The organism is Flavobacterium sp. 120 (assembly GCF_003633605.1).
GTDB classification, from domain to species: Bacteria; Bacteroidota; Bacteroidia; order Flavobacteriales; family Flavobacteriaceae; genus Flavobacterium; species Flavobacterium algoritolerans.
Genome location: NZ_RBKZ01000001.1, coordinates 2,283,539 through 2,310,094 on the forward strand (window position 1 = coordinate 2,283,539; position 26,556 = coordinate 2,310,094).

24 protein-coding genes are annotated in these 26,556 nt (G+C 32.7%); 16 read left to right on the plus strand and 8 right to left on the minus strand.

Going from position 1 to position 26,556, the window contains the following annotated elements:
• Positions 1–62 precede the first annotated feature (62 nt).
• Positions 63–344, minus strand: a complete 282-nt coding sequence (locus C8C87_RS09725) for a hypothetical protein (RefSeq protein WP_121342465.1) — start codon at positions 342–344, stop codon at positions 63–65.
• A gap of 124 nt (positions 345–468) precedes the next feature.
• Positions 469–948: a Dps family protein gene (locus C8C87_RS09730; RefSeq protein ID WP_099714864.1), complete on the minus strand. Its 480-nt coding sequence runs from the start codon at positions 946–948 to the stop codon at positions 469–471.
• 96 nt (positions 949–1,044) lie between these two features.
• On the opposite strand from C8C87_RS09730, the gene C8C87_RS09735 reads away from it, so the two are divergent.
• Entirely contained in the window at positions 1,045–1,986 is a 942-nt protein-coding gene (locus C8C87_RS09735) for a LysR substrate-binding domain-containing protein (RefSeq protein ID WP_121342466.1), read from the plus strand.
• A gap of 30 nt (positions 1,987–2,016) precedes the next feature.
• Here C8C87_RS09735 and C8C87_RS09740 read toward each other — a convergent pair whose 3' ends face one another.
• Positions 2,017–2,214 carry a hypothetical protein gene (locus C8C87_RS09740; RefSeq protein ID WP_099716298.1) on the minus strand — a complete coding sequence of 66 codons (198 nt, stop codon included), beginning with the start codon at positions 2,212–2,214 and terminating at the stop codon, positions 2,017–2,019.
• 168 nt (positions 2,215–2,382) lie between these two features.
• Positions 2,383–3,045 (minus strand): tRNA (5-methylaminomethyl-2-thiouridine)(34)-methyltransferase MnmD, encoded by a 663-nt coding sequence (gene mnmD, locus C8C87_RS09745; RefSeq protein WP_121342467.1) that lies wholly within the window; start codon positions 3,043–3,045, stop codon positions 2,383–2,385.
• A gap of 302 nt (positions 3,046–3,347) precedes the next feature.
• Between mnmD and C8C87_RS09750 the strand changes: the two genes are divergently transcribed.
• Entirely contained in the window at positions 3,348–4,415 is a 1,068-nt protein-coding gene (locus C8C87_RS09750; RefSeq protein WP_099714860.1) for a branched-chain amino acid aminotransferase, read from the plus strand.
• A gap of 88 nt (positions 4,416–4,503) precedes the next feature.
• Here the strand turns inward: C8C87_RS09750 and C8C87_RS09755 are convergent, their stop codons facing one another.
• Entirely contained in the window at positions 4,504–4,896 is a 393-nt protein-coding gene (locus tag C8C87_RS09755) for a nucleoside triphosphate pyrophosphohydrolase family protein (RefSeq protein ID WP_121342468.1), read from the minus strand.
• Between the two features lie 558 nt (positions 4,897–5,454).
• Between C8C87_RS09755 and C8C87_RS09765 the strand changes: the two genes are divergently transcribed.
• The 4 genes from C8C87_RS09765 to C8C87_RS09780 are packed head-to-tail and all read left to right on the plus strand — an operon-like array spanning position 5,455 to position 8,133.
• A complete protein-coding gene (locus tag C8C87_RS09765; protein ID WP_121342469.1) occupies positions 5,455–6,576 on the plus strand; it encodes an SRPBCC family protein in 1,122 nt (373 codons plus the stop codon).
• Positions 6,577–6,636: 60 nt separating this feature from the next.
• Positions 6,637–7,179: an RNA polymerase sigma factor gene (locus tag C8C87_RS09770; protein ID WP_121342470.1), complete on the plus strand. Its 543-nt coding sequence runs from the start codon at positions 6,637–6,639 to the stop codon at positions 7,177–7,179.
• Positions 7,180–7,212: 33 nt separating this feature from the next.
• Positions 7,213–7,626 carry a hypothetical protein gene (locus C8C87_RS09775; protein WP_121342471.1) on the plus strand — a complete coding sequence of 138 codons (414 nt, stop codon included), beginning with the start codon at positions 7,213–7,215 and terminating at the stop codon, positions 7,624–7,626.
• Between the two features lie 48 nt (positions 7,627–7,674).
• Positions 7,675–8,133, plus strand: a complete 459-nt coding sequence (locus C8C87_RS09780; RefSeq protein WP_099714854.1) for a sensor of ECF-type sigma factor — start codon at positions 7,675–7,677, stop codon at positions 8,131–8,133.
• Positions 8,134–8,203: 70 nt separating this feature from the next.
• On the opposite strand, the gene C8C87_RS09785 is transcribed toward C8C87_RS09780, so the two are convergent.
• Positions 8,204–9,265, minus strand: coding sequence for an oxidoreductase (locus C8C87_RS09785; RefSeq protein ID WP_121342472.1), 1,062 nt, complete (start codon positions 9,263–9,265; stop codon positions 8,204–8,206).
• Between the two features lie 118 nt (positions 9,266–9,383).
• On the opposite strand from C8C87_RS09785, the gene C8C87_RS09790 reads away from it, so the two are divergent.
• From C8C87_RS09790 to C8C87_RS09805, 4 genes are all read left to right on the plus strand, one after another.
• Positions 9,384–10,775, plus strand: a complete 1,392-nt coding sequence (locus C8C87_RS09790; RefSeq protein ID WP_121342473.1) for a hypothetical protein — start codon at positions 9,384–9,386, stop codon at positions 10,773–10,775.
• A gap of 118 nt (positions 10,776–10,893) precedes the next feature.
• Positions 10,894–12,855, plus strand: coding sequence for a KUP/HAK/KT family potassium transporter (locus C8C87_RS09795; RefSeq protein ID WP_099714851.1), 1,962 nt, complete (start codon positions 10,894–10,896; stop codon positions 12,853–12,855).
• Between the two features lie 117 nt (positions 12,856–12,972).
• Positions 12,973–14,958, plus strand: a complete 1,986-nt coding sequence (locus C8C87_RS09800; protein ID WP_121342474.1) for a KUP/HAK/KT family potassium transporter — start codon at positions 12,973–12,975, stop codon at positions 14,956–14,958.
• 182 nt (positions 14,959–15,140) lie between these two features.
• Positions 15,141–16,406, plus strand: a complete 1,266-nt coding sequence (locus C8C87_RS09805; RefSeq protein WP_099714849.1) for an RsmB/NOP family class I SAM-dependent RNA methyltransferase — start codon at positions 15,141–15,143, stop codon at positions 16,404–16,406.
• Positions 16,407–16,527: 121 nt separating this feature from the next.
• Here the strand turns inward: C8C87_RS09805 and rho are convergent, their stop codons facing one another.
• Positions 16,528–18,324, minus strand: a complete 1,797-nt coding sequence (gene rho, locus C8C87_RS09810; RefSeq protein WP_121342475.1) for a transcription termination factor Rho — start codon at positions 18,322–18,324, stop codon at positions 16,528–16,530.
• 182 nt (positions 18,325–18,506) lie between these two features.
• On the opposite strand from rho, the gene C8C87_RS09815 reads away from it, so the two are divergent.
• From C8C87_RS09815 to C8C87_RS09825, 3 genes are all read left to right on the plus strand, one after another.
• Positions 18,507–18,920: a DUF4293 domain-containing protein gene (locus tag C8C87_RS09815; protein WP_099714847.1), complete on the plus strand. Its 414-nt coding sequence runs from the start codon at positions 18,507–18,509 to the stop codon at positions 18,918–18,920.
• A gap of 159 nt (positions 18,921–19,079) precedes the next feature.
• Complete coding sequence (locus tag C8C87_RS09820; RefSeq protein ID WP_099714846.1) at positions 19,080–19,742, plus strand: response regulator transcription factor; 663 nt, start codon at positions 19,080–19,082, stop codon at positions 19,740–19,742.
• A 67-nt stretch (positions 19,743–19,809) separates the two neighbouring features.
• The gene (locus tag C8C87_RS09825; protein ID WP_121342476.1) at positions 19,810–21,537 is read left to right on the plus strand and encodes a tetratricopeptide repeat-containing sensor histidine kinase; all 1,728 of its coding nucleotides are present in this window, start codon (positions 19,810–19,812) and stop codon (positions 21,535–21,537) included.
• Here the strand turns inward: C8C87_RS09825 and C8C87_RS09830 are convergent.
• Positions 21,512–22,009 (minus strand): metallophosphoesterase, encoded by a 498-nt coding sequence (locus C8C87_RS09830; RefSeq protein ID WP_099714844.1) that lies wholly within the window; start codon positions 22,007–22,009, stop codon positions 21,512–21,514. The genes C8C87_RS09825 and C8C87_RS09830 overlap by 26 nt on opposite strands.
• Before the next feature lie 247 nt (positions 22,010–22,256).
• On the opposite strand from C8C87_RS09830, the gene truA reads away from it, so the two are divergent.
• From truA to lpdA, 3 genes are all read left to right on the plus strand, one after another.
• The gene (truA, locus tag C8C87_RS09835) at positions 22,257–23,012 is read left to right on the plus strand and encodes a tRNA pseudouridine(38-40) synthase TruA (protein ID WP_121342477.1); all 756 of its coding nucleotides are present in this window, start codon (positions 22,257–22,259) and stop codon (positions 23,010–23,012) included.
• A gap of 86 nt (positions 23,013–23,098) precedes the next feature.
• Positions 23,099–24,853 carry an ABC transporter ATP-binding protein gene (locus C8C87_RS09840; protein WP_099716297.1) on the plus strand — a complete coding sequence of 585 codons (1,755 nt, stop codon included), beginning with the start codon at positions 23,099–23,101 and terminating at the stop codon, positions 24,851–24,853.
• A gap of 299 nt (positions 24,854–25,152) precedes the next feature.
• Entirely contained in the window at positions 25,153–26,541 is a 1,389-nt protein-coding gene (gene lpdA / locus C8C87_RS09845) for a dihydrolipoyl dehydrogenase (protein WP_099714842.1), read from the plus strand.
• Positions 26,542–26,556: the final 15 nt, after the last annotated feature.

The window sequence follows — 26,556 nt, forward strand, 5'->3', positions numbered from 1 at the left end:
AAAGAACTTCTCCACATGCTGTATGTGAAAATTGATTTTAAAAATTAAAATCGAAAACTGTATTAAACTTCGTTGGGCGGGGGAATGAATATCGAGGAAGTGATATTATCGTGTTTCGATAAATTCTCAGATAAAATAGCGCTAGATGATAATCTCGATGAAACAACAACTTCAGTAGGAGATTCTAAATAAAAAAAGGTTTTGATTTCTTTGTGCGCATGCTCTTCTTCGGAAACACTATAGAAAATGGAAATATCTGCACTTTTCTCAATCACAGTAACTATTGTTGGAGTGATGAGAAAAGTGATAAATAGAATTAAAAATATTTTAGATATCATTTTCATTTGCGCAAAAATAGAATTAAGTTTATTAAATAAGCAATCGTTTTTCTAAATTTAAAAAAAAATTAACATTAAATAAAAGTGAAAAACACTAAATCCATTCCATTTTTTTTAAATTCTTATAAAACTACAAACTTTCTTCTAACCAAGCTTGCATCATCCAGATGGTCTTCTCTTGTTCTGATATAAAATCGCTCATCATAGAATTTGTTCCTTCATCATTTATTTCTCCTGCTTTGTTAAGAATCTCTCTTTCTATTTTTAACAAATGGGACAATGAAGTAACAATTAAATGCACTGCTTTTTCATCATTTGAAATATTTTTACCTACAACTAGCTGATTATTATTTATGTAATCCTCAAAAGTATGCAGTGGTGTTCCGCCAACAGTAAGAACTCTTTCGGCAATTAAATCAATTTTTATTTGGGCATCCGTATATAACTCTTCAAATTTTACATGTAAATCAAAAAAGCGTTTCCCTCTAATATTCCAATGAATTCCTCTTAGATTTTGATAATAAACCTGAAAATTAGACAACAAAACATTCAATTGACCAACTATCAGTTCTGATTCTTTTACCGGCAATCCTAAAATATTTGTTTTCATGTTTTTATTTTCAGTAAATTTAGATAAGAAAACATTTCTTTACACTATAAGTTAAATTGATTGTTTTTATATTTGCATCAGATATTACTATAAAAGATGACGATCACTCAATTAAAATATGTTCTTGCAGTAGCAGAACATAAAAATTTCACTCTAGCTGCCGAAAAATGTTTTGTTACTCAACCAACATTGAGCATGCAAATTCAGAAAATAGAAGAAGAATTAAGTATTCAGATATTTGACCGAACCAAAAAACCGATTCAACTTACTGATATTGGTCAAAAAATTGTAAATCAAGCAAAAAACATCGTCAATGAAGCCGATAGGATTCAAGACATAGTAGAACAACAAAAAGGATTTATCGGTGGCGAATTCAGATTGGGAATAATCCCAACCATTATGCCTACGCTATTGCCAATGTTCTTGAATAATTTTATAAAAAAATATCCTAAAGTAAAACTCATAATCGAAGAGTTGAATACGGAAGAAATTATAACAAAACTAAACAACGGTCATCTCGATGCCGCCATTGCAGCCACTCCTTTGATGGAGGAAAAAATAAAAGAAATTGTATTGTATTACGAACCATTTGTAGCGTACATACCGGAAAGCCACCATCATTTTCAGAAGGATGAAATAGAAGTTTCAGACTTAAATTTAGATGAAATCTTGCTATTACAAGACGGACACTGTTTTCGAGACGGGATTTTAAATTTATGCAAAAATGTGAGTAAAAATGAAACGAGTCGTTTTCAAATTGAAAGCGGAAGTTTTGAAACCCTTATAAAATTAGCCGACGAAGGTTTAGGGACAACGTTACTTCCCTATTTACATACCTTAGATTTGAAAGAAACCGACAAATTAAAACTACGCCATTTTAAGGAACCTAAACCTGCCAGAGAGGTCAGCCTCATCTTCCCTAAGAGCGAATTAAAAATACAGATAATTGATGCGCTTCGAAATACAATTGCAGGAGTTGTAAAAGGTGCTATAGTATTTCAAAATGTTCAAATTATAAGTTCACTACCTAAAAAATAAAAAAAGGAACCGTTTTGCGGTTCCTTTTTTTTATGAATTTACGATTAGTAAACATTGTTTTAATTCTGGTTTTCCAATTGTGAAATTTAATAACCATTCTCGCAATTGCTCCATTTCGTATGGTAATAATGTTTTGATGGCTTTTTCTAATTCTTTGCAAAAAAGCAATGGATCAAAACTCACTCTCTCCAAAATTGATTTTGTATAATCATACATGATTTTTGACATAGTAAACGTTGATTTTAGTTAGATTTGGATTCTAAAGTGTTGTAAAAATACATTATTTTTTATTACAACATAACTATTTAACGTAGTTTTAATTTTTTTATTTTTAATTCATGGATTTTGATTCAAAAAAAATAAATCACTGAAAACAAACCACTTAAACAATAAGTGTTAGCTTTTTCTAGCACGAAACATTTCTCTTTTCCCAGGCGGTCCGGCAAGTTTTTCAACGGTAAAGCCTACTTCAATCATACTCCTTTTTACAACGCCTCTAGCGGCATACGTAACCAGCACACCATTCGCTTTAAGCGCCTTAAACATCTTCTCAAAAATAGCGGTACTCCACAATTCAGGTTGCACTCTGTATCCAAAAGCATCAAAATAAATTAAATCAAATTGATCAATATCATCAATTTCTTCAAAAAGTTGTTTTCTTTTAGTCAGTGAAAAATCATCTCTCAAATCAACTTTTTCGCCCCAATTGCTTTCGTGCATTTTATCGAAAATTGCACTTTCTTGGCTAGCATTTAATTCTGAAACATAATTCATCAGTAAAACTTCGTCTACTGAAATGGGATACGCTTCTACTCCAACATAATCAATCGATTGCTGCATTTTTTTGGCCTCCAGCAAAGTGATAAAGGCATTTAAACCTGTGCCGAATCCTATTTCCAAAATAGAGACATTTCTGTTTGGAAATAATGAAAGGCCGTTTTTAATAAATACATGCTGTGCTTCCTGTATGGCACCATGTTTAGAATGATAACATTCGTCCCATTCTGCTATGTGAATGGTAGTTGAACCATCAAGTGTTTGGATTATTTCTCTTTTCAAAATCGGATTTTGAGATTATAATGGATTAAAAGCTATAATGTTTGTCCAAAATTAATCAAAATCTAATACGTTTGCCTCTGAAAAATCTATATTTATTGTATAATCAATAGAAATGGGCATGATTTTTTTGGTTTTTTTAAAATGTAAACAAATCTTAGTTAAGTGCTATAATTAATAGTTTTTTGACAAGTCTTTTGTTGATTTTTATTTAATTTTGCAAAGATTAAACTTCAACTTATAGAAATCCAGTTTTTTAAGCTCTAGTTTGTCATTTAAAAAAAATCAAAAAACAATACATTACTATGAGTACTACTCAAACTAACAAAATTGAAACAATAAAAGCGACCTCTTCAAAAATAAATGAAGTTGATTTTTCAAACTTAAGCTTTGGTTCTGTTTTTACAGATCATCTATTTGAATGTGATTATAAAAATGGGGAATGGCAGAAACCAGTCATTAAACCCTACGCACCATTTTTGTTAGACCCGTCTACAAGAGTTTTTCATTATGGTCAAGCGATTTTTGAAGGCATGAAAGCTTATAAAGATGATAATAATGACGTTTGGCTTTTTAGACCTGATGAAAACTATAAGCGTTTTAATACGTCTGCAGTGAGAATGGCTATGCCGGAAGTTCCTGAAGAGATATTCATGAGCGGTCTGAATCAATTATTACAATTAGACGAAGCATGGATTAAAAAAGGAAAAGGAAATTCTATGTACATCAGACCATTTATGATTGCAACTGGTACTGGAGTTATTGCTAATCCTTCTGATGACTATAAATTCATGATTATATTATCGCCAGTGAGTTCTTATTATTCTGGTGATGTAAAAGTACTTATTGCGGAACATTTCAGTAGAGCTGCAAATGGAGGAATAGGAGCTGCAAAAGCTGCCGGAAATTATGCCGCTCAATTTTACCCAACTAATTTAGCAAATAAAGAAGGTTTTCAACAGGTAATTTGGACTGATGATGCAACGCATACCAAACTGGAAGAAGCAGGTACTATGAATGTATTTTTTAGAATAAATGATACATTACTAACTGCTCCTACAAGCGAAAGAATTCTTGATGGTGTGACTAGAAAAACACTTATTGATTTAGCAAAAAGTATAGGTATAAATGTAGAAATTCGTTCTGTTTTAGTATCTGAACTTGTTGAAGCTGCTAAAAACGGAAGTTTAAAAGAAATTTTTGGTGCAGGAACGGCTGCTGTAGTAAGTCCAATTTCTGGATTTTCTTATCAGGATGTTTATTATGAATTGCCAAAAATTGAATTCACAATGGCTTTACAACTAAAAACTAAATTGGAAAACATTCAAAATAAACTAGAAGAAGATACTTTTGGATGGACTGTTAAAGTATAATTCTAAGGTTTTATAATATTAAAAAAAGCGATTCTCATATTGAAAATCGCTTTTTTTTATGTCTTGTAAGTAAATAAATCTTGAAACACTATTCTCCTTTCTCAAATATTTTAGAGAAATCTGGTTTAAAATAATTAGGCCCTTTCATGACTTTCCCATCTTCACGATAAATAGGTTTGCCATCTTGCCCTAACTTACTCATATTACTACGTTGAATTTCGTCAAAGACTTCTTCAATTTTATGCTGCAAACCATGTTCAATAATGGTTCCGCAAAGGATGTACATCATATCACCCAATGCATCCGCAATTTCTATCAAATCATTGTTTTGAACTGCTTCAAGATATTCTTCGTTTTCCTCTTTCATTAAGTTGTAACGAAGCGTGTGTTTACTTTCCCCTAAATTAGCTGTAGGAATTTCACTGTGCCCAATTTTAAAAGCCGTATGAAATTCTTTAACTGAGTTTATCTGTTTTTGCATCTTTTTATTTTGTTAAATGAAAAGGCAAATTAGCAACTATTTCTAAACTATTACCTAAATTTGCCGGAAATAATTTAAACTATGTTTAGTCAAGGTCAATTAGTGTTTGCAGGCTTATTTTTTGTTGCATTTGTTATTGCTGCAATTTATGCCTATCGAAAAGATTTAAAAATCCATAAAGAGTTTTATAAGGGGAATTACAAGATTCTAATAGGATTTGTAATTTTTATTGGAATTTTATTTTTGATAAAAGTATTTTTCAAACGTTAGTTTTTTTAAAACAAACAAATGATGTCCACTATTTAGTGGACTTTTTTATTTAATTTAAAACACTAAACAACAAATACTTAATAAATAAAACCACTATCCTTATTTAGTTTTTTCTTCGAAAAAAAATCCGTTGAAAACAATCGAAAATTGTAAATCCTGCTTTAAATTCAAACCAAAAACAAACAGACAAACATCCCTTATTTAGAAAATAATCCATATTTATTTAACACTTTCGATGACTTGTAAATAAAATCTTTAACTTTACAAAAATTAACAAACCTGTATATTATGAGGATTTTAAAATACTTATTTCTTTTACTATTGCTAAGTTTTGTGGCGCTATCCATTTTTGTGGCAACTCAAAAAGGAGATTTTACCGTAGAAAGAAGTCAAATCATAAATTCTCCAAAATCCACCGTATTTAATTTTGTTAATGATTATAGAAACTGGGAAGATTTTAGTTCCTGGATTGTTGAAGATCCTGAAATGCAAATTACCTATCCTAAAAAAACAATTGGCTCCGGAGCTTCCTTTTCATGGGAAGGAAAAGAAGGTAATGGTGATATGTTGACCCTTTTTGTAAAAGAAAATGACAGTATTTCTCAAAAAATGAATTATGATGGAACTTCATCATCTGTTTTTTGGAGTTTTAAAGATACTATCGGCGGAACAAAAGTAACATGGAAAACTACTGGAAAAATGAGTTTCACCATGAAAGTTTATACCGCTTTTAATGGAGGTATAAATAAAATTATAGGCAAAACGTATGAAAAGAGTTTAGCTAACTTAGACAAAACTCTTGATTTTGAAATAAATACTTATGCCGTAAAAGTAAACGGATTAGTAAAAAAACTTGGAACGTTTTATCTGAGACAAACCTTTACCAGTGAAATTTCAAAAGTCATTAAAAATGCTCAAATTGTATTCCCTAAAATGATTACTTTTTGCGAACAAAATAATATCGAATTAAACGGAAAACCATTTATAATTTATCACACTTATGATCCCGTAAAAGGATTGACTAAATTATCGTTTTGTGTACCTATAAAAAACCAAATCTTAACAAGTTCAGGAAGTGATATTTTAACTGGAAAACTGGAACCATTCGAAGCCATTAAAACTACTTTAACCGGAGATTATTCGCATTCGAAAAAAGCTTTGGATAAAGCAAAAACACACATTAACACCAATCGAATTGTTCTTGACCCTACATTTTCTCATTTAGAGAATTTCACCATCAGCAAAACAGAAATTAAAAACCCTTCAAAATGGGTTACAGAAATTTACTATCCAATAAAACCCAAAGTAATTCCTGTAACTACTTTTACTCCTGCTGCTGTCAAGAAAGAAGAGGCCGTAAAAACGCCTGCACCAGTAATAAATAAAGAAGAAGAACAATCTGAATTTTAATCTTTTATAAATAGATTAAACCTTTTTGATAAATTCTATTCTAACTCTTAAATAATCGCTTTGCAAGAAGAACAGGAATTTATAAATCAATTGTTAAACTCTAAAACGCAGAATCAAGCGTTTCAGCAGTTATTACAAGATTATCAAAGACCGTTATACAATCATATTCGTAACATCGTTTTGAATCACGATGATGCTGATGATGTATTGCAAAATACTTTTATAAAAATATTTCAAAATCTGAAAAATTTCAAAGGAGAAAGCAAACTTTTTTCATGGATGTATCGCATAGCAACTAATGAATCCTTGACATTTTTGAAACAAAAATCAAAAACGAGTGGTATTTCATCAGAAACTTTACAAAACAAAACTATTGATAATCTGGAATCCGACGTGTTTTTTGACGGAAATGAAATTCAAATAAAATTACAAAAAGCGATTGCATTATTGCCTGAAAAGCAACAATTGGTTTTTAAAATGAAATATTTTCAAGAACTGAAATACGAAGAGATCTCAGAAATTCTGGGAACCACTGTTGGTGGATTAAAGGCATCTTATCATCTTGCCGTAAAAAAAATTGAAGCTTTTGTTTCGACAAATTAAACCTTTTAGCTGTAACACTGTCTAAAGCATATTATGAAAACATTTAAATTAGAGAACGAACCTAAAATTGAAACTGGATTTAAAACTCCAGACCATTATTTTGAAAATTTTTCAATCAAAATGATGGAGCAATTACCTAAAAACGAGCCGAAAGTAATTTCTATTTTCCAAAAAAGAAAAACTTTAATTATGATGGCAGCAGCAATTTTAGTACTTGCTTTGATGATTCCAATTTTAATTCCTTCTTCGACAAACACAAAAGAATTAGACGCTGCGGCTTTAGAAAATTACATTACGTATCAATCTAATGTAAACCAATATGACTTGATAAGTGTACTAGAAACCGAAGATATTAATAACATAAAAACCGGTATTGTTTTAGGAGATGATGCGATTGAAGACCATTTGTCAACAAATTCAAACTTAGAAAATCTTATTTTAGAATAAACTAGACTGTAAAGCTTTCATTCAAAGCTATAATTAAATAAATACGAAATGAACATAAAAAAATTATTACCAATACTATTACTATTCGTTTCTTTTAACTTTTACGCTCAAGGCGAAAGTATGAAAGAGAAAAAAGAACAAATAAAAGCTTTAAAAGTAGCTTTTTTTACGACTGAATTAGACTTAACAACTAATGAAGCCGAAAGATTCTGGCCAATATACAATACATTTGATGACAAACAGTTTGAACTGAGACATCAGAAAATGAAAACGTATATGAGAAGAATGAATGATGGCTCGCTGGATAAAATAACTGAAAAAGAAGCAAATACCTTTTTGGCCCAAATTGAAGATACTGAAGAAGAGTTATTTTTATTGCGAAAAAAATTCATGCAAAATGTGAGAACAATTTTACCAGCCGTAAAAATAGTTAAACTAAAAAAAGCTGAAGAAGATTTCAATAGAAAATTGCTACAACAATACCGTAACAAAGGTCAAAAAAAATAATCTTTTTATTTTTATTAGTTCAAAAAAAACACCCTAAGATCTGATTATATTAGACTTAGGGTGTTTTTCATTATTTAAAACTGATGCGAATCATTTTATTTTGTCCCGCTGCAATTGCTGTGTGGTTATCTATAAACCTTATCGTATTGAGAGTAGAATCTGTAGAAAATTGTTTCCATGAAGTACCACCATCCGAGGAATAGTATATTCCTGAGAAACCAACTGTTACCAGCCCTTTACCGTTACTTCCAGGAACATATTGCACACAAGAAGCATATCCAAAACCTTGATTTTCTGCTATTAGCTTCCATGTTTTTCCACCATCAGCAGTGATTGCTTTATTAGAAAAATTTTGATTTCGCACTTCATAATCTCCTCCGGCAACAAATCCAGTTTGAGCATCATAAAAATCTGCCGTAAAAATTCCGGTCATTGATTTCCCCTGAACTATTGGAGTATCATACACTTTCCATGAATTTCCCTTGTCAGGAGAATAAAAAACTCTAGATTTTTTTCCACCGGAAACTATCCATGTATGATTTCCTTTGATTATAATATTAGTATTGCTTGCCGCAAAAGCTGCTTCTCCATCCATCACTTTTGGTAATTTATCCGATGGGACTTTATTCCATGAATTTCCGCCATCACGAGTAATAATTACGTTCAGATAATCAGCAATTGGGTCTCCCATCGCTATCCCTTCTTTATCATTCCAAAACTGCATACTATCAAAAAACACTTTCTCGTGATTTTCCTGATACACTAATTTTGTTTCTTTTCCGTCTTTTGAAATTTGATATAACAAAGCTGGATTCCCAACATTTAGAATAAAAATATGCTTTTTTGTTTTGGCATTACTTCTAAACTCAAGCTTCAAGGAATCTTTGATAATCTTGCTTTCAAATTTTTGATTATTATCCAAATTAAAAAAACCAAATCTCCCTTTATCAGCTGCAAACCAAATTTTATTTGCATCAATTAAAACAGCCCTGATACTTATTTTATCCTGAAATAATGTATCTACCACAATAGACTTAAATTCAGTATTAGCATCATTTTTCACAGCAAAATCAGCTGTTTTACAGGATATCAAAACAATTGAAATCAATAGAATCAAAAAAGAAGTTCTCATTTTCTTATACATTTTAGGGCTAATTTACAATTAATAATAAGAATAGTAAACATGGTTTAAATTAATTGGCACAGTAATTGGATAATCAAAAATAAGGATAAACTTAATTCAATTAATTATGAAAACGAAACTACTACTATTGAGTTTATTGACTACTGTTTTCGCAACTCAAATACAGGCGCAAGATAGAACATCAGTAAATGCAATGAATAATGAAATCAGTGACAATCTTGATCTGAGAGCTGTTGCTTCTATTTTTGGTGACTCTAGAAATCTACAAGATTTTGAAAGACGCCTGAATGACCCCGAACTACAAATATCAAATTTAGATTTGAATAATGACAATGAAGTTGATTATTTGAGAGTTATTGAAACTGTCGAAAATCGGACTCACGTAATCATCATTCAATCTGTTATAGATAGAGACGTATATCAAGATGTTGCTACAATTGACGTTGAAAAAGACAGAAATAACAACATTCACGTTCAAGTTGTAGGAGATGTATACATGTATGGTCAAAATTATATTTATGAGCCTGTATATTATAGTACTCCACTAATTTATGCTTCATTCTGGTCTGCTAATTACCGTCCTTATTACTCTACATGGTATTGGGGATATTATCCTTCCTATTATTATGCATGGAATCCATTTCCAATATTCAGATATAGAAATAACATCAACATTAGCTTGAACATTAACAATAATTACAATTATGTTAATTACAGAAGAAGTGAGCGCGCAATTGTTCTACACAGCTCTAGACGCTCAAATGGTTATGAAAGACAACACCCGAATTATTCCTTCTCCAGAAGAAATGCTAATGTAACTAACCGTTATGAATTAGATCAAAGAAGAGGTTCAAGAAACGAGGTTGGTTACTCTAACAGAAGAACAGGAAATCAAAGAGATTATTCTCAAAACAGAACTGGTTCATCAAGAGAAACAACTCCACAAAGATCAGGTTCATCAAGAGATTATTCTCAAAATAGAACTAATCCTTCGAGAGAAGTAGGTCCACAAAGAGGAAATTCTCAAAGAGATTACTCTCAAAACAGAACTAATCCTTCTAGTCAGGCAACGCCACAAAGAGGAAATTCTCAAAGAGATTATTCTCAAAACAGAACCAGTCCTTCTACTCAAGCAGCGCCACAAAGAGGGAATTCTCAAAGAGATTATTCTCAAAACAGAACCAGTCCTTCTACTCAGGCAGCGCCACAAAGAGGGAATTCTCAAAGAGATTACTCTCAAAACAGAACCAGTCCTTCTACTCAGGCAGCGCCACAAAGAGGAAATTCTCAAAGAGATTACTCTCAAAACAGAACTAGTCCTTCTACTCAGGCAGCGCCACAAAGAGCAGAGTCACAAAACAGGGGAAATTCTTCCAGACAAGAAGCTCCACAAAGAGCAGAATCTCAAAGCAGAGGTAATTCCTCAAGAGAATCAGCTCCACAAAGAAGTGAATCTCAAAGAGGAAATTCTTCAAGAGAGAACAATAGAAGATCTTAAAAAACTTCAATAGAAAACTTTAAAAACACGGCTCATAACGCCGTGTTTTTTTTTATTGTATAAAAAGCGTTAATTTATTTTAAAAGTGTAAATTTGACCAGTTTTTTAAAATTTTTTCATGAGCACTTCACACAAAGACCTCCATAGTAAATGGACATTAGGTGGATTATTAATTTCATTAGGAATAATTTACGGTGATATTGGAACTTCACCATTATACGTAATGAAAGCCATACTTGGGGATCATGTTATTAATGCTGATATTGTTTTAGGCGGAATTTCATGTGTTTTTTGGACACTAACTTTACAAACCACTATAAAATATGTCATCATTACGCTAAGTGCTGATAATCATGGAGAAGGTGGAATTTTTGCTTTATACGCTTTAGTCAAAAAGACAAAAATCCAATGGCTAATAGTCCCCGCAATAATCGGTGGAAGTGCATTACTTGCTGATGGAATTATCACTCCTCCTATCTCAGTATCATCTGCAGTTGAGGGAATCAGAACCTATTACCCTGAAATTAATACAATCCCAATTGTTATAGGCATCCTATTTGTGCTTTTTACCATTCAACAATTTGGGACCAAATTAGTCGGTAAATTTTTTGCACCAATGATGATGATTTGGTTTGCAATGCTTGCAGTTCTTGGAATCTCACAAATTTCTCAAAATACCGAGGTTTTAAAAGCCATCAATCCGTATTACGCGTATCATTTATTGACCATTCATCCAGAAGGCTTTTTTGTTTTAGGCTTTGTATTCCTTTGTACTACCGGTGCTGAAGCATTGTACTCAGATATGGGACATTGCGGACGAAAAAACATCAGAATCAGTTGGATTTTTGTAAAAATCGCTTTAGTACTTAATTATTTTGGTCAAGCCGCTTATTTAACACACCACGAAGGAGAAACATTGCAAAGTTTGGGTGGAAAAAACGGAAATCCTTTTTATCTAATAATGCCAGACTGGTTTCAACCTATAGGAATTGTAATAGCTACGCTTGCTGCTGTAATTGCTTCACAAGCATTAATCAGTGGATCTTTTACATTGATAAATGAGGCGATGCGATTGAATTTTTGGCCAAAAGTAAAAATCAAATATCCTACTGAATTAAAAGGGCAATTGTATATTCCGTCGATAAACTGGTTATTGTTTTTTGGTTGTGTCGGAATCGTATTGCACTTTGAAGAATCCAGTAATATGGAGCATGCTTATGGTTTAGCAATCATTTTATGCATGATAATGACCACTATTTTACTTAATTTTTATTTGATAATGAAAAGAGTAAAATTATATTTCATTGTACCACTGATTACCATTTACTTAATAATCGAATTTAGTTTTCTGGCAGCAAATATCACTAAGTTCGCTGATGGTGGTTATGTAACGCTTTTTATAGCTATTGCACTGATATCAGTAATGACTATTTGGTATTTGGCTAAGAAAATCAACAAGAGTTATACTAAAATTGTTAAAATTGAAGATTACAAAAAAGTACTTGTTGAATTAAGTGCTGATTTATCAATCCCAAAATACGCCACCCATTTAGTGTATATGACTAATGCCGGAAGAGTCGATGAGATAGAAGAAAAAGTGATGTATTCTATTTTACAAAAAAGACCTAAAAGAGCTGATATTTATTGGTTTGTCCATGTGAATATATTGACTGAACCCTATAAAACAGAATATAAAGTAACCGAAATTGTTAAAGATGATTTGTATCGTGTAGACTTTAATTTAGGATTTAGAGAACCTACAAAAATTAACTTGATGTTTAAGGAAGTAATCAAGGATATGGTTCAAAAAGGAGAAATGGATATTACCAGCAGATACGAATCTTTGAATAAAAATAACATCATAGGTGATTTCAAATTTGTATTATCCGAAAAATTCCTTTCTAACGATAGTGACTTAAGATGGCATGAAAAAATAATTATGAACTCTTATTTCTTAATTAAAAAATTAAGTTTATCAGAAGAAAGAGCATTTGGTTTGGACAGTAGTTCCGTAAAAATAGAGAAATTCCCAATGGTACTTCATGCACCTGAAAAGATAGGTTTGACAAGAATTAAATAATTATACCATATAATTAAAGTACAGTGTCAAAAACTGTGCTTTAATTATCTTTTCTTCATTAATTACTGTTAATTTATTCTAAAATAGTAACTTTGAAAAGTTTTTTAAAAATTTTTCATGAGCACATCGCATAAAAACATACACAGTCAACTTTCTGCTGCTGGTTTATTGATTACTTTAGGAATAATCTATGGCGATATTGGTACTTCACCATTATATGTAATGAAATCCATTATTGGAGAACATGCCATAAACAGTCAATTAATATTAGGTGGTTTGTCGTGTATATTGTGGACATTGACTTTACAAACTACATTAAAGTATGTAATCATTACCCTTAATGCGGACAATCATGGTGAAGGTGGAATTTTCTCGTTATATTCTCTAGTCAAAAAAACTAAAATACAATGGCTAATTGTCCCTGCCATTATTGGGGGAAGTTTATTATTAGCCGAAGGCATCATAACACCTCCTATTTCCGTTTCTTCCGCAGTTGAGGGATTGCACATTTTTAAACCAGATATCCCAACAATCCCAATTGTAATCGCGATACTTTTCATACTATTCAGTATTCAACAATTTGGAGCTAAGCTGGTAAGTAAGTTTTTTTCGCCTACCATGTTAGTATGGTTTTCTATGCTTGGAATTTTAGGATGCATCCAAATTTTTAAAAATGTTGAAATCTTCAAAGCCATTAATCCGTATTATGGCTATAAATTATTAACCTCAGATAAAGGTGGCGAAGGATTTCTAATTCTGGGAGCAGTATTCTTATGTACAACTGGAGCAGAAGCATTGTACTCGGATATGGGACATTGTGGACGACGTAACATCAGAGTGAGTTGGATTTTTGTAAAAACTACTTTAATCCTTAATTATTTTGGACAAGGAGCATTTTTACTGATGCACGAAGGAAAAACATTAGCACAATTAGGAAGTTCCAATCACAATCCGTTTTATTTAATCATGGCCGATTGGTTTCAACCCATTGGAATTGTAATTGCCACATTTGCTGCAATTATTGCTTCGCAAGCCTTAATAAGCGGCTCATTTACATTGATTAATGAAGCCATGCGTTTGAATTTTTGGCCAAAAGTAAGAATCAACTACCCAACAGACGTAAAAGGACAATTATACATTCCTTCTATAAACTGGCTGCTTTTTGTAGGATGCGTTGGGATCATTTTATATTTCAAGGAATCTAAATATATGGAGCATGCCTATGGCCTATCCATAATTTTAGGAATGATGATGACCACTACGCTTTTAAATTATTATTTGATAATGAAAAGGGTCAAATGGTATTTTATGACGCCATTAATTACATTATACGCTACCATAGAAATTGGCTTTTTGTATGCTAATGTCTCTAAATTTATGGAAGGTGGCTATGTAACTTTATTTGTGGCAATATTCATGATTTTCATAATGAGCACTTGGTTTTTAGCCAAGAAAATCAGTAAAAATTACACGCAAATTGTTAAAATTGACGATTATGTAAAAGTACTTGGTGAGTTGAGTCATGATGAAACAATCCCTAAATATGCGACGCATTTAGTGTACATGACAAACGCAACCCGATCCGATGAAATCGAAGAAAAAGTAATGTACTCCATACTTCGAAAAAGACCCAAAAGAGCTGACATCTACTGGTTTATACACGTGAATGTATTAAACGAACCTTATAAAAAAGAATACCGAGTTACAGAAATTCTGAAAGACGATTTATATAGAGTTGATTTTTACTTGGGCTTTAGAGAACCAACCAAAATAAACTTAATGTTCAAAGAAGTAATCAAGGATATGGTTAGCAAAGGCGAAATGGATATTTCCAGCCGTTATGAATCCTTAAATAAGAACAATATTATAGGTGATTTCAAATTTGTTTTATCCGAAAAGTTTCTTTCTAATGACAGCGATTTAACTTTCTTTGAAAAAATTGTAATGAATACTTATTTCGTTTTGAAAAAATTCAGTTTATCCGAAGGAAAAGCTTTTGGTTTAGACAATAGCTCCGTAAAAGTGGAACAATTTCCTATGGTCCTTCATCCACCGGAAATTATCAATATGAAAAGAATAGAAAAGTCTAATCCTAATATGTAATTTCCAGTATTTTCTTTTCCTTAAATCTCATTTCAAAAAAGTTTTTTTCTTTATCAGAAAAAAAACTTTTTTGTTTTTATGTATTGCACAACTATTTCCAAGCAACACTGTTATAAACTCCTAAGCCACAAATACAAAAACTCACATAAAAAAAACCTACCTTTGCACCTCAATTATTCAAAATGAGATTACACAGAAATTTAGTTTACACAACAATAGATGCATTAAACGCCATTTTTAATGAAGGTGAATATGCTGATAAAGTGGTAGCAAGATCCTTAAAAAAAGACAAACGTTGGGGAAGCTCTGACAGAAAGTTTGTTGCCGAAACCATCTACGAAATTGTACGTTGGAAAAGATTATACGCAGAAATAGCCGAAGTAAAAGAACCTTTTGACAGAGACAATCTTTGGAGAATGTTTTCTGTTTGGGCAGTATTAAGAGGCTATCCTATTCCGGATTGGCGTCAGCTGGAAGGAACTCCTGAAAGAAAAATAAAAGGACGTTTTGACGAACTTTCTAAAGTGAGAGCTTTAAAAGAATCTATTCCAGACTGGATGGATGAATTGGGAGTTAAAGAATTAGGCGAGAAAGTTTGGGCAACTGAAATAGCAGCTCAAAACCAACCGGCAAGAGTAATTTTAAGGGTAAATACGCTTAAGACAACAAGAGAAGCGCTACGTGCTATTTTGATGGATTTAAACATTGAAACTGAAACATTAAAGAATCAACCTGACGCTTTAGTATTAAAAGAAAGAGCCAATGTTTTCTTGACTGATGCTTTTAAACAAGGTTTCTTTGAAGTGCAAGATGCCAACTCACAATTAGTGGCTGCTTTCCTTGATGTAAAACCAGGAATGCGTGTTGTTGATACGTGTGCCGGTGCTGGTGGAAAAACACTTCACATTGCTTCTTTGATGGAAAACAAAGGGCAATTAATCGCTATGGATTTGTATGAAAGTAAATTGAAGCAATTAAAAATCAGAGCCAAAAGAGACGGTGCTTTCAATATTGAATACCGCATTATTGACTCAACAAAAATCATCAAAAAACTACACGAAAAAGCAGACCGTGTTTTAATTGATGCGCCATGTAGCGGTTTAGGAGTTCTGAAAAGAAACCCAGATGCGAAGTGGAAATTGAAACCGGAATTTATCGATAACATCCGTAAAGTACAATCGGAGGTTTTAGAAAGCTATTCTAAAATTGTAAAACCGGGAGGGAAATTAGTGTACGCTACTTGTTCTATATTACCATCTGAAAATCAAGAACAGGTAAAACGTTTTTTGACAACTGACATTGGTAAACAATTCAATTTTATTAAAGACCAAAAAATCTTGGCTTCAGAGTCTGGTTTTGATGGATTTTATATGGCTTTATTAGAACGAAAAGAAGCTGTAGAAAAAGCTGAAAAACCTGCAAAAGCTATTAAAACTGAAGAATCTTAAGGTTTCAAACCATAAATATAATTCACAAAAAAGTCCTCGAAAATCGAGGACTTTTTTTATATCATTCTTTTTTTAGTTCAATGTTTTTCAAACTTTAAACCTTAAACTAAAAACTTTTTGATTAATCATTCATTGAAATTAAAAACTCTTCATTATTCTTCGTTTTCTTGAAACGGTCATTAATGAAATCCATTGCTTCCACCGGGTTCATATCCGAAAGGTATTTTCTCATAATCCACATGCGTTGCAATGTTTTTTGGTCTAATAACATATCGTCACGTCTTGTACTTGAAGAAGTTAAATCGATAGCTGGGAAAATACGTTTGTTAGCAATTTTTCTGTCCAATTGCAATTCCATATTTCCTGTACCTTTAAATTCTTCGAAAATAACTTCGTCCATTTTTGAACCAGTTTCAGTCAATGCGGTAGCTATAATACTTAATGAACCTCCATTTTCTACATTACGGGCAGCACCAAAGAAACGTTTCGGTTTTTGCAATGCATTTGCATCCACACCACCACTTAATACTTTACCTGAAGCAGGCTGAACCGTATTATACGCTCTGGCCAAACGTGTAATGGAATCCAATAGAATCACTACATCGTGACCACATTCAACCAATCGTTTTGCTTTTTCAAGAACGATATTTGCAATTTTCACATGCTCTTGCGGTTCTCTGTCAAATGTTGAAGCAATTACTTCACCACGCACACTGCGTTGCATATCCGTAACCTCTTCCGGACGCTCATCAATCAATAAAACAATCAAATATACTTCAGGATGGTTCGCCGCTATTGCATTGGCAATTTCCTTAAGCAACATCGTTTTACCTGTTTTAGGTTGCGCCACAATCATTCCACGCTGTCCTTTTCCTATTGGTGAAAACAAATCAATAATTCGCGTTGAAATAGTGCTTTGTTTTTCGGCCAATTTAAATTTCTCAGATGGAAAAACTGGTGTTAAATGTTCGAATGAAACTCTATCACGAACCACTTGAGGATCGTGTCCATTTATTTTTAAAACTCTAACTAATGGAAAAAATTTCTCTCCTTCTTTTGGTGGGCGAACCACACCTTTTACGGTATCTCCGGTTTTAAGACCGAACAATCTGATTTGTGAAGTCGATAAATAAATATCATCTGGCGAAGCCAAATAGTTGTAATCAGAAGAACGCAAGAAACCATAACCGTCCGGCATCATTTCTAGAACGCCTTCACTTTCTATAATTCCATCAAATTCAAAATCAGAAGCAGCAAAATTGCTTTTCTTATTTTTAAAATTTGGATTTTGATTCCCATTCCCATTTCCATTCCCGTTCTGATTTGGGTTTTGGTTCGGATTCTGATTTGGATTCTGCTTATGTAATTGGTTTGGATTTATCTTTTTTACTGGAGCAACAGGAGCTTCTGTTTTCTCTTCAGTTGCTGTATCAGCAACTATCACATTCTCAGTGCTTGCTTCTTTTACTTCTTCTTTATCCTTTTTTAAAGCAATTTTCTTCTCGTAAGCTGATTTATTAAATTTAATAATTTTACCTACTTTTTTCTCATTCCCTTCAGATTCTGGCTTTGGAGCCGATTCTTCTTCTTTTGAAACAGCTTCAATTGGAAGATTATTTTCAACTGGAGCATTTATTTCAGCTGCAACTTCTTCTTTTTCAAAAAGAGAGTTTGCTACTGCTTTTTGAATTGCTGCTTTTTTTACAGGAACTATTCTAACTCTTTTAGGTTTATCGTCATCAAGGTTATTTTCTTTTTTTGTATCTGATGCTGAATCAACATTTACCACTTGATGCTCTAATATTTGACTAATTAATGTCTCTTTTTTTACACCGTTAAATTTTATGGTTTTAGCTAATTTAGCTATTTCTTGAAGCTCAGAAAGCTTCATTTCTTTTAATGCAGAAATATCAAACATGAATGTTCTATGAGTTTAATTAATTTTTGGAAAAAATGTAAAAGATAGGTAGTAAACTTTATTTTGAATCAACCGCAGTATGAAGTGCTTACGGTATTATGATGCAATAATACGAATAAAATTTAATCAGACAATAGTATTTATTAAAAAGAAAATATATTTTTGTAAAAGATATTTAACAAATGATACAAAGAATTCAGACCATATATTTACTACTTGCTTTTGTTGTTACAGGCATCTTACTATTTTTTATTCCGTTATGGACAATGAAAGATGGAAAAGACTTTTATTTCATGCAAAGCCAAGTATATACCATAATACTTGGATTGAGTACTACACTGACTTTGTTAAGTATTGTTTCCTATAAAAAAAGACAAAATCAATTTGTTATTGGCAGATTGAATATCATATTAAATTTGATTTTATTAGGATTGTTTGTATATCGTTCACTAAATCTATCTGGAGAAACACCTGCTGTTTCAGAGAAAGGTATTGGGATGTTTCTACCTGTAGTTGCTATCGTGTTATTAGTCTTGGCTAATAAAGCTATCAAAAAGGATGAAGATCTTGTAAAATCTGTGGACAGATTGAGGTAAACCTATAAACTTTAGTTTATTAGTGCGAAGAGAACCCGAATGTAACAATTCGGGTTTTTTTGTGTCTAATCTTTTTTATTTGGATTAAAAAAAGAATAAAAATCTTATAAAATGATATTCTCCTATTTTTTTTATAAATTTGAAAATAGTAATTACGATATGTTACAAAAAATTAGAATTCACCTTGCTGATGACCATCAAATACTTATTGATGGTATTCGTACGTTGCTACATACCCTTCCTGATTTTGAAGTAGTTGGATTCTCTCTCAATGGAGACACCATTTTCAATGAGGTTACCGAAAATAAAGCCGACATTCTTATTTTAGATATTAATATGCCCAAAAAAGATGGAATTGAAGTCATTAAGGAATTTGCCGAAAAAGGATTTCCCTGTAAAATTATTGTTTTATCCAGTTATGATGATTTAAGAATAATAAAGGAAGTCATGAAACTGGGCAGCAGTGGTTATTTGACAAAAAAATGTGCCGGTGAAAACATTGTTGAAGCAATTCAGGCCGTATCCAGAGGCGAAGAATATTTTTGTAAATCAGTACGGGAAAAAATCTTTAGTACCGTTACAAAAGACAATGTGAAATTAATTAAAAATGAGTCTGCCGTAAGTTCTATTTTAACGGATCGTGAGTTAGAAATTATCACCTTAATATCACTTGAATACAGCGGTAAAGAAATTAGTGACCAACTGTTTATCAGTGTGAATACTGTTGAAACCCACCGCAAAAATATAATGAAAAAACTAGATGCAAAAAACTCTATAAGTCTGGTTAAATATGCCATTAAAAACAAATTAATTAAATCCTGATTTGTGAATCACAAATGCGATTTGCTTTTAATTAAAAACAACCATAAACAGAAAAATCAAATTATCTATGCCGTACAAACAAATTGTTATAGTATTGATTTTACTACTTAATTTCTCTGGAATTACTGTTTTTGCACATAAAAAATTACCCCAAAAGAAAGAAGTTACACAACTAGCTAAAGAAGCAAACGAGCTTATGAAAGCGGGTAATTTTGAAAAATCATTAGTAAAATCAAGACATGCCCTAACACATGCTATTGCTTTAAAAGACGACAATCTAATTGCTGCAACCTACAACACAATTGCTGCAAATTTTGACCAATTGTCTGAATATGAAAAAGCTTTTTTTTATTACAATAAAGGATTAATCTACGCCAATAAAACAAATAATGATGTTTTAAAAAACTGGTTAAATAATAACTTGGGAAACATTTATTGCTTTGACAAAAAACAATATGAAAAAGGAATTTACTACTACAAAAAATCGCTGCAATACAGCACAAAAATTCATGATTCAGCTCAAATAGTTTTTACTAAACTTAATATTACTTGGGCATATTTTGACATTGGTCGCTATGAAGAGGGACTTCCCTATTTAAATTACATCAATAAACACCACAAAAAACATGGTGATGAATCAACCATTGTTGCACTGAACATGCTAAATGGAATGTATCATAGCTACAAAAATGACACTCAAAAAGCGTCGTTTTTTTTTCAGAATGCCATCAGATTAGGAAATGAAGGAAATGAAAAATCAGACTTATCTTATTCACATCATGAGTTTTCTAAATTTTTATTAAAAAATGGAGATTATGAAAATGCATATAAGAATTTGGCACTTTACAATGACCTTACTGTTAAATTAAATAACGAGGAAAAGCTCAACAAAGCAAATGTTGCCGGAATAAATCTTGAGATTGATGAGTATAAAAGAGAAATCGACAAAATAGGAAACGAGTACAAAACCAAAGAGTATTTACTTATACAAGAGCAATCCAGAAACAAAAAAATTGTAATTGTAATAATTGTACTTTTATTATTTTTCTTTTTCCTTTTTTACATTTTCTCAGAAAACTCAAAGCTTAAGCAAAAAAACAGAATTAAAGACATACAAAGTCAACTGCAACAAAATACAATCAACGCATCTATCAACGGACAAGAATTAGAACGAAAAAAAATTGCTTCGTTTTTGCATGATAACATCAGCGCCTTATTATCCTCAGCAGGATTACACCTCAATGCATTTACCTCTCAAAACCATACTAATGCCGAAGAAATTATAAAAACTAAAGCCATATTAGAAGAAGCACACGATCAAATAAGGGATTTATCCCATGAATTGATGCCGACACTTTTAGCACGATTTGGTTTATTTTACGCATTAGAAGATTTATGCGAGAAAAATTCAAACTCCGTAATTCAATTTAATTACTCTATTGTTGTACCAACAAAAACACGTTACAATGAGGATTTTGAAATGAAAATGTATTTTATAATAATGGAACTACTCAACAATATCATAAAACACAGTCTTGCCACTCAGGCTAACCTGACTATTCAAGAAAACAATAAATCACTCCAAATCAAAATCGAGGATAACGGTCGAGGATTTGACTCCGATAAATTTTATATCCTGGAAGGTTTTGGAATCAATCAGATTAAAGCCCGAATAAATAATCTAAAAGGAACTATCACAATACATTCAAAGATTGATTCCGGAACAACTGTGGCTATTGAAGTGCCTATTTCCTATCAAAAAAAAACAACTACACCCGTTTTTCCATCTCAATAATTTCCATATCCTTGATTTTATCTCCCTCAATCACAAAACGCAACATCGTGCGCACTTGGTGAAAGCCACTTTTTCCGGCTGCTCCAGGATTCATGTGCAATAAATTATGTTTTTTATCAAAAATGACTTTCAGGATATGCGAATGCCCACAAATAAATAATTTTGGAGGATTCGATTCCATCTCCGCTTTAATATTAGGATTGTATTTCCCCGGATACCCGCCAATATGTGTAATCCAAACATCGACTCCTTCGCACATAAAACGATTGTGCAACGGAAATTCTAATCGAGCTTTTGCATCGTCAATATTACCATAAACACAACGCAACGGTTTTAGCTTTTTAATCGCATCGGTTACAGCCAAATCACCTATATCGCCCGCATGCCAAACTTCATCAGCCTGAGCAACATATTTCAAAATCGTATCATCAATGTGACTGTGCGTATCAGAAAGGAGTAGTATTTTTTTCATATTTATGGTATCATTGCGAGGTACGAAGGAATCTGGAGCTAGTTCCTGCTATCCGTTACAATCTTTATTGTTTTTGGCAGCAAAAACAATAAAGGATTTTCACTTCTATCAGGGCTAGGATTTTGTGGTAAAAATAAACATTCGAATTCCAAATAAAAAATCAAATTGAAACTTAACAAACTTTGCGCCTTAGCGACTTCGTGGCAAAAAAATTAATAAGTATCTTTGTGGCTTCAAAAAAATTCACTTGAGATATTTCATCAAATTAGCATACAACGGAACCCATTATCACGGCTGGCAATACCAACCCAATGCTGCTTCCGTTCAGGAAACGATGAACAAAGCGTTTTCGGTGCTATTGAATACAACTATCAATCTTATGGGAGCCGGAAGAACGGATACCGGCGTCCACGCCAAAGAAATGTATGCTCATTTTGATTTTGAAACACCATTTGATATTCCAAGTTTGGTGCATAAACTCAACTCTTATCTTCCAAAAGATATTGTGATTTATGCAATTATTCCAGTTCATGATGAAGCGCACACCCGTTTTGATGCTACAAAAAGAACCTACGAATATCATATCAATACGTTTAAAGATGTTTTCTCGCAAGAGCAAAGTTGGTATTTCCATCAAAAATTAGATATCGATTTAATGAATGAAGCGGCAAAACTACTTTTCAATCACACTGATTTTCAATGTTTTTCAAAAGTGAATACAGATGTAAACACATTTGACTGTACAATTTTTGAAGCCTATTGGACTCGAGGAACAGACAAACAAGAAAATGGGAACTTAATTTTTACCATTTCGGCCAATCGTTTTTTACGAAATATGGTTCGTGCCATTGTTGGAACATTGGTAAACATAGGATTACACAAGATTACACTGGCTGATTTTAATGCCATAATAGAAAGTAAAAACCGAGATAAAGCAGGTTTTTCGGTTCCGGCGCATGGTTTGTATTTAACCAAAATAGAATACGATTACATTACGCAATAGCCCTGATAGCAGTGAAAATCCTTTTATGTTTTTGTTGCCAAAAACATAAAAGATTGCAACGAATAGCAGGAATAGCTCCAAAAAATATGAAAGCAAAAGCATTTGATACCAGATTATTCAAACGAATATTAAAATTCACCAAACCCTATCAATGGCGTTTTAACGGTGTGATTATTTTTGCCGTTTCACTGTCGATTTTTGCGGCATTACGTCCGTATTTATTGAAACAAACCGTAGATGGTTACATTGCAACCCAAGACCAAAAGGGCTTATTATTGTATGTAATTCTGATGGGAATTGTACTTTTACTGGAAGTATTCTCGCAGTTTTACTTTGTGTATTGGGCAAACTGGCTCGGTCAGGATATTGTGAAAGACATTCGAACAAAATTATTTCGCCATATTTTAAGTTTCCGAATGAAATATTTTGATCACGTTCCTGTGGGACAACTAGTGACACGTTCGGTTTCAGATATTGAATCCATTGCCCGAATTTTTAGTCAGGGATTGTTTATGATTATCAGTGACTTGATGAAAATGGTTGTGGTACTGGCTTTCATGTTTTACATGAACTGGAAATTGACATGGATTGTGATTGTGGCGATGCCCATTTTAGTTTATTTCACTCGAATTTTCCAAAAGAAAATGCAAGTCGCCTTTGAAGAAGTACGTACCCAAATTGCCAATATGAATTCCTTTGTACAGGAACGCGTGACGGGAATGAAGATTGTCCAACTCTTTAATCGGGAAGAAATTGAATACGAAAAATTCAAAAGCATCAACGACAAGCACAAAAAAGCATGGATAAAAACCATTCTTTATAACTCCATCTTTTTTCCTATTGCCGATATTATTTCATCCTTAACCCTTGGTTTTATTGTCTTGTATGGCGGAATCAAGATATTAAATGGAGATAATTTCACCACTTTTGGAGATTTATTTTCGTACACGATGTTCATCGGGATGTTATTCAATCCGTTGCGTCAAATTGCGGATAAATTCAACGAGATGCAACTGGGAATGATTGCCGCAAACCGTGTTTTTGATATTTTAGATACCGAAGATCAAATTCAAGATACTGGAGTTATCGAAGCGCCAATCTTTAAGGGAGACATCAAGTTTAAAAAGGTACGTTTTGGATATATTCCGGATGAAGAAGTGATAAAAGGAATTGATTTAGAGGTTAGTGCTGGGCAAACTATTGCTATTGTAGGCTCTACAGGTGCCGGAAAATCTACAATTATTAACTTGCTGAATCGTTTTTACGAAATCAACAGCGGTTCTATTTATATAGACAATCACAATATTGAGAATTACACATTGAGTTCCTTGCGAAAACAAATTGCAGTAGTATTGCAGGATGTTTTCCTTTTTGCCGATACTATTTTCAACAATATTACCTTGAACAATCCTGAAATTAGTCGCGAACAGGTTTTGGCTGCAGCCAAAAAAATTGGCGTCCATGAATTCATCATGAGTTTGCCGGATAATTATGATTTTGATGTGAAGGAACGCGGCGTTATGCTTTCTTCGGGTCAGCGCCAATTGATTGCTTTTTTGAGAGCGTATGTGAGTAATCCAAGTATTTTGATTCTGGACGAAGCCACGTCATCGATAGATACGTATTCCGAAGAATTGATTCAGCGTGCTACGGAAACGATTACCAAAGGCAGAACATCCATTGTGATTGCGCATCGTTTGGCAACGATTGTCAATGCAGATAAAATTGTGGTAATGGACAAAGGATTGATAGTAGAACAAGGAACGCATCAGGAATTAATAAACCGTGAAAGTGGGTATTACAAAAACTTGTATGATTCCCAGTTTTCGGTAGCGAATTAGTTTTTTTCACAAAGCGACAAAGGCTAAAAAACAAAAATTTGATTTTTACCTTGTAGCAGTTTGTTTAAAACCAAGGTCTTTTTCTGAAAATTTGTTAGTTTGCTACTTTATTACTTTGAAACTTTCTCAAAACAGAATAAATCCTTAAATTCGCCCAATCAATTAAACAAGAAAAACACACAAAATGAAATGAATTTTTACGAATTCATTTTACCAATAAAAAACAAATAAAAAACTTTGAAATGACACGAGGCCTTGCCGACTGCATTTTGTACAAATAACAAATAAACAAGCACAAAATGAAATACGATATTATAGTTTTAGGAAGTGGTCCAGGTGGTTATGTTACAGCTATTAGAGCATCACAATTAGGCTTTAAAGTAGCCGTAATAGAAAAAGAAAACTTAGGTGGTGTATGCTTGAACTGGGGTTGTATTCCAACTAAAGCATTACTAAAATCAGCTCAGGTTTTTGATTATCTAAAACACGCTTCTGATTATGGATTGACTGTTTCATCATTTGATAAAGACTTCCCTGCTGTGGTACAACGCAGCCGTTCAGTAGCTGATGGAATGAGCAAAGGTGTTCAATTCTTGATGAAAAAAAATAAAATCGACGTAATTGATGGTTTTGGAAAATTAAAACCAGGAAAGAAAGTTGATGTTACTGACAAAGACAATAAAGTTACTGAATACAGTGCAGACCATATTATTGTAGCGACTGGAGCACGTTCTCGCGAGTTACCAAATTTGCCTCAAGATGGTGTAAAAGTAATTGGTTACAGACAAGCAATGACATTACCAACGCAACCAAAATCGATGATTATTGTTGGTTCCGGAGCGATTGGAATTGAATTTGCACATTTCTACAACTCTATGGGAACTGATGTAACCATTGTAGAATTTATGCCAAATGTAGTTCCTGTTGAAGACGAAGACATTTCGAAACAAATGGAGCGTTCTTTGAAAAAAGCAGGTATCAAAATCATGACTAACTCATCTGTTGAGAGAATTGATACTACTGGAGCAGGTGTTAAAGCATTTGTGAAAACAGCAAAAGGAGAAGAAGTATTAGAAGCTGAAATTTTACTTTCGGCAGTTGGAATCAAAACCAACATTGAAAACATCGGATTAGAAGAAGTAGGAATTGCTACTGACAAAGATAAAATTTTGGTAAATGCTTACAACCAAACGAACATTCCTGGTTATTACGCCATTGGTGATGTTACGCCAGGGCAAGCATTAGCTCACGTAGCTTCTGCTGAAGGAATCAATTGTGTGGAGAAAATTGCAGGACTTCACGTAGAACCTATCGATTACGGAAACGTTCCGGGTTGTACGTATGCAACTCCAGAAATTGCTTCTGTAGGTTTGACTGAAAAACAAGCTAAAGAAAAAGGATACGAATTGAAAATTGGTAAATTCCCATTTTCAGCTTCAGGAAAAGCAAAAGCTGCCGGAACACCGGATGGTTTTGTAAAAGTAATCTTTGATGCTAAATACGGAGAATGGTTAGGATGTCACATGATTGGTGCCGGAGTTACGGATATGATTGCTGAGGCAGTTGTGGCGCGTAAACTGGAAACTACTGGACACGAAATACTAAAATCAATTCACCCACACCCAACTATGAGTGAAGCCGTTATGGAAGCGGTTGCTGATGCGTATGGCGAGGTAATACATTTGTAAATATTCATGTAACGT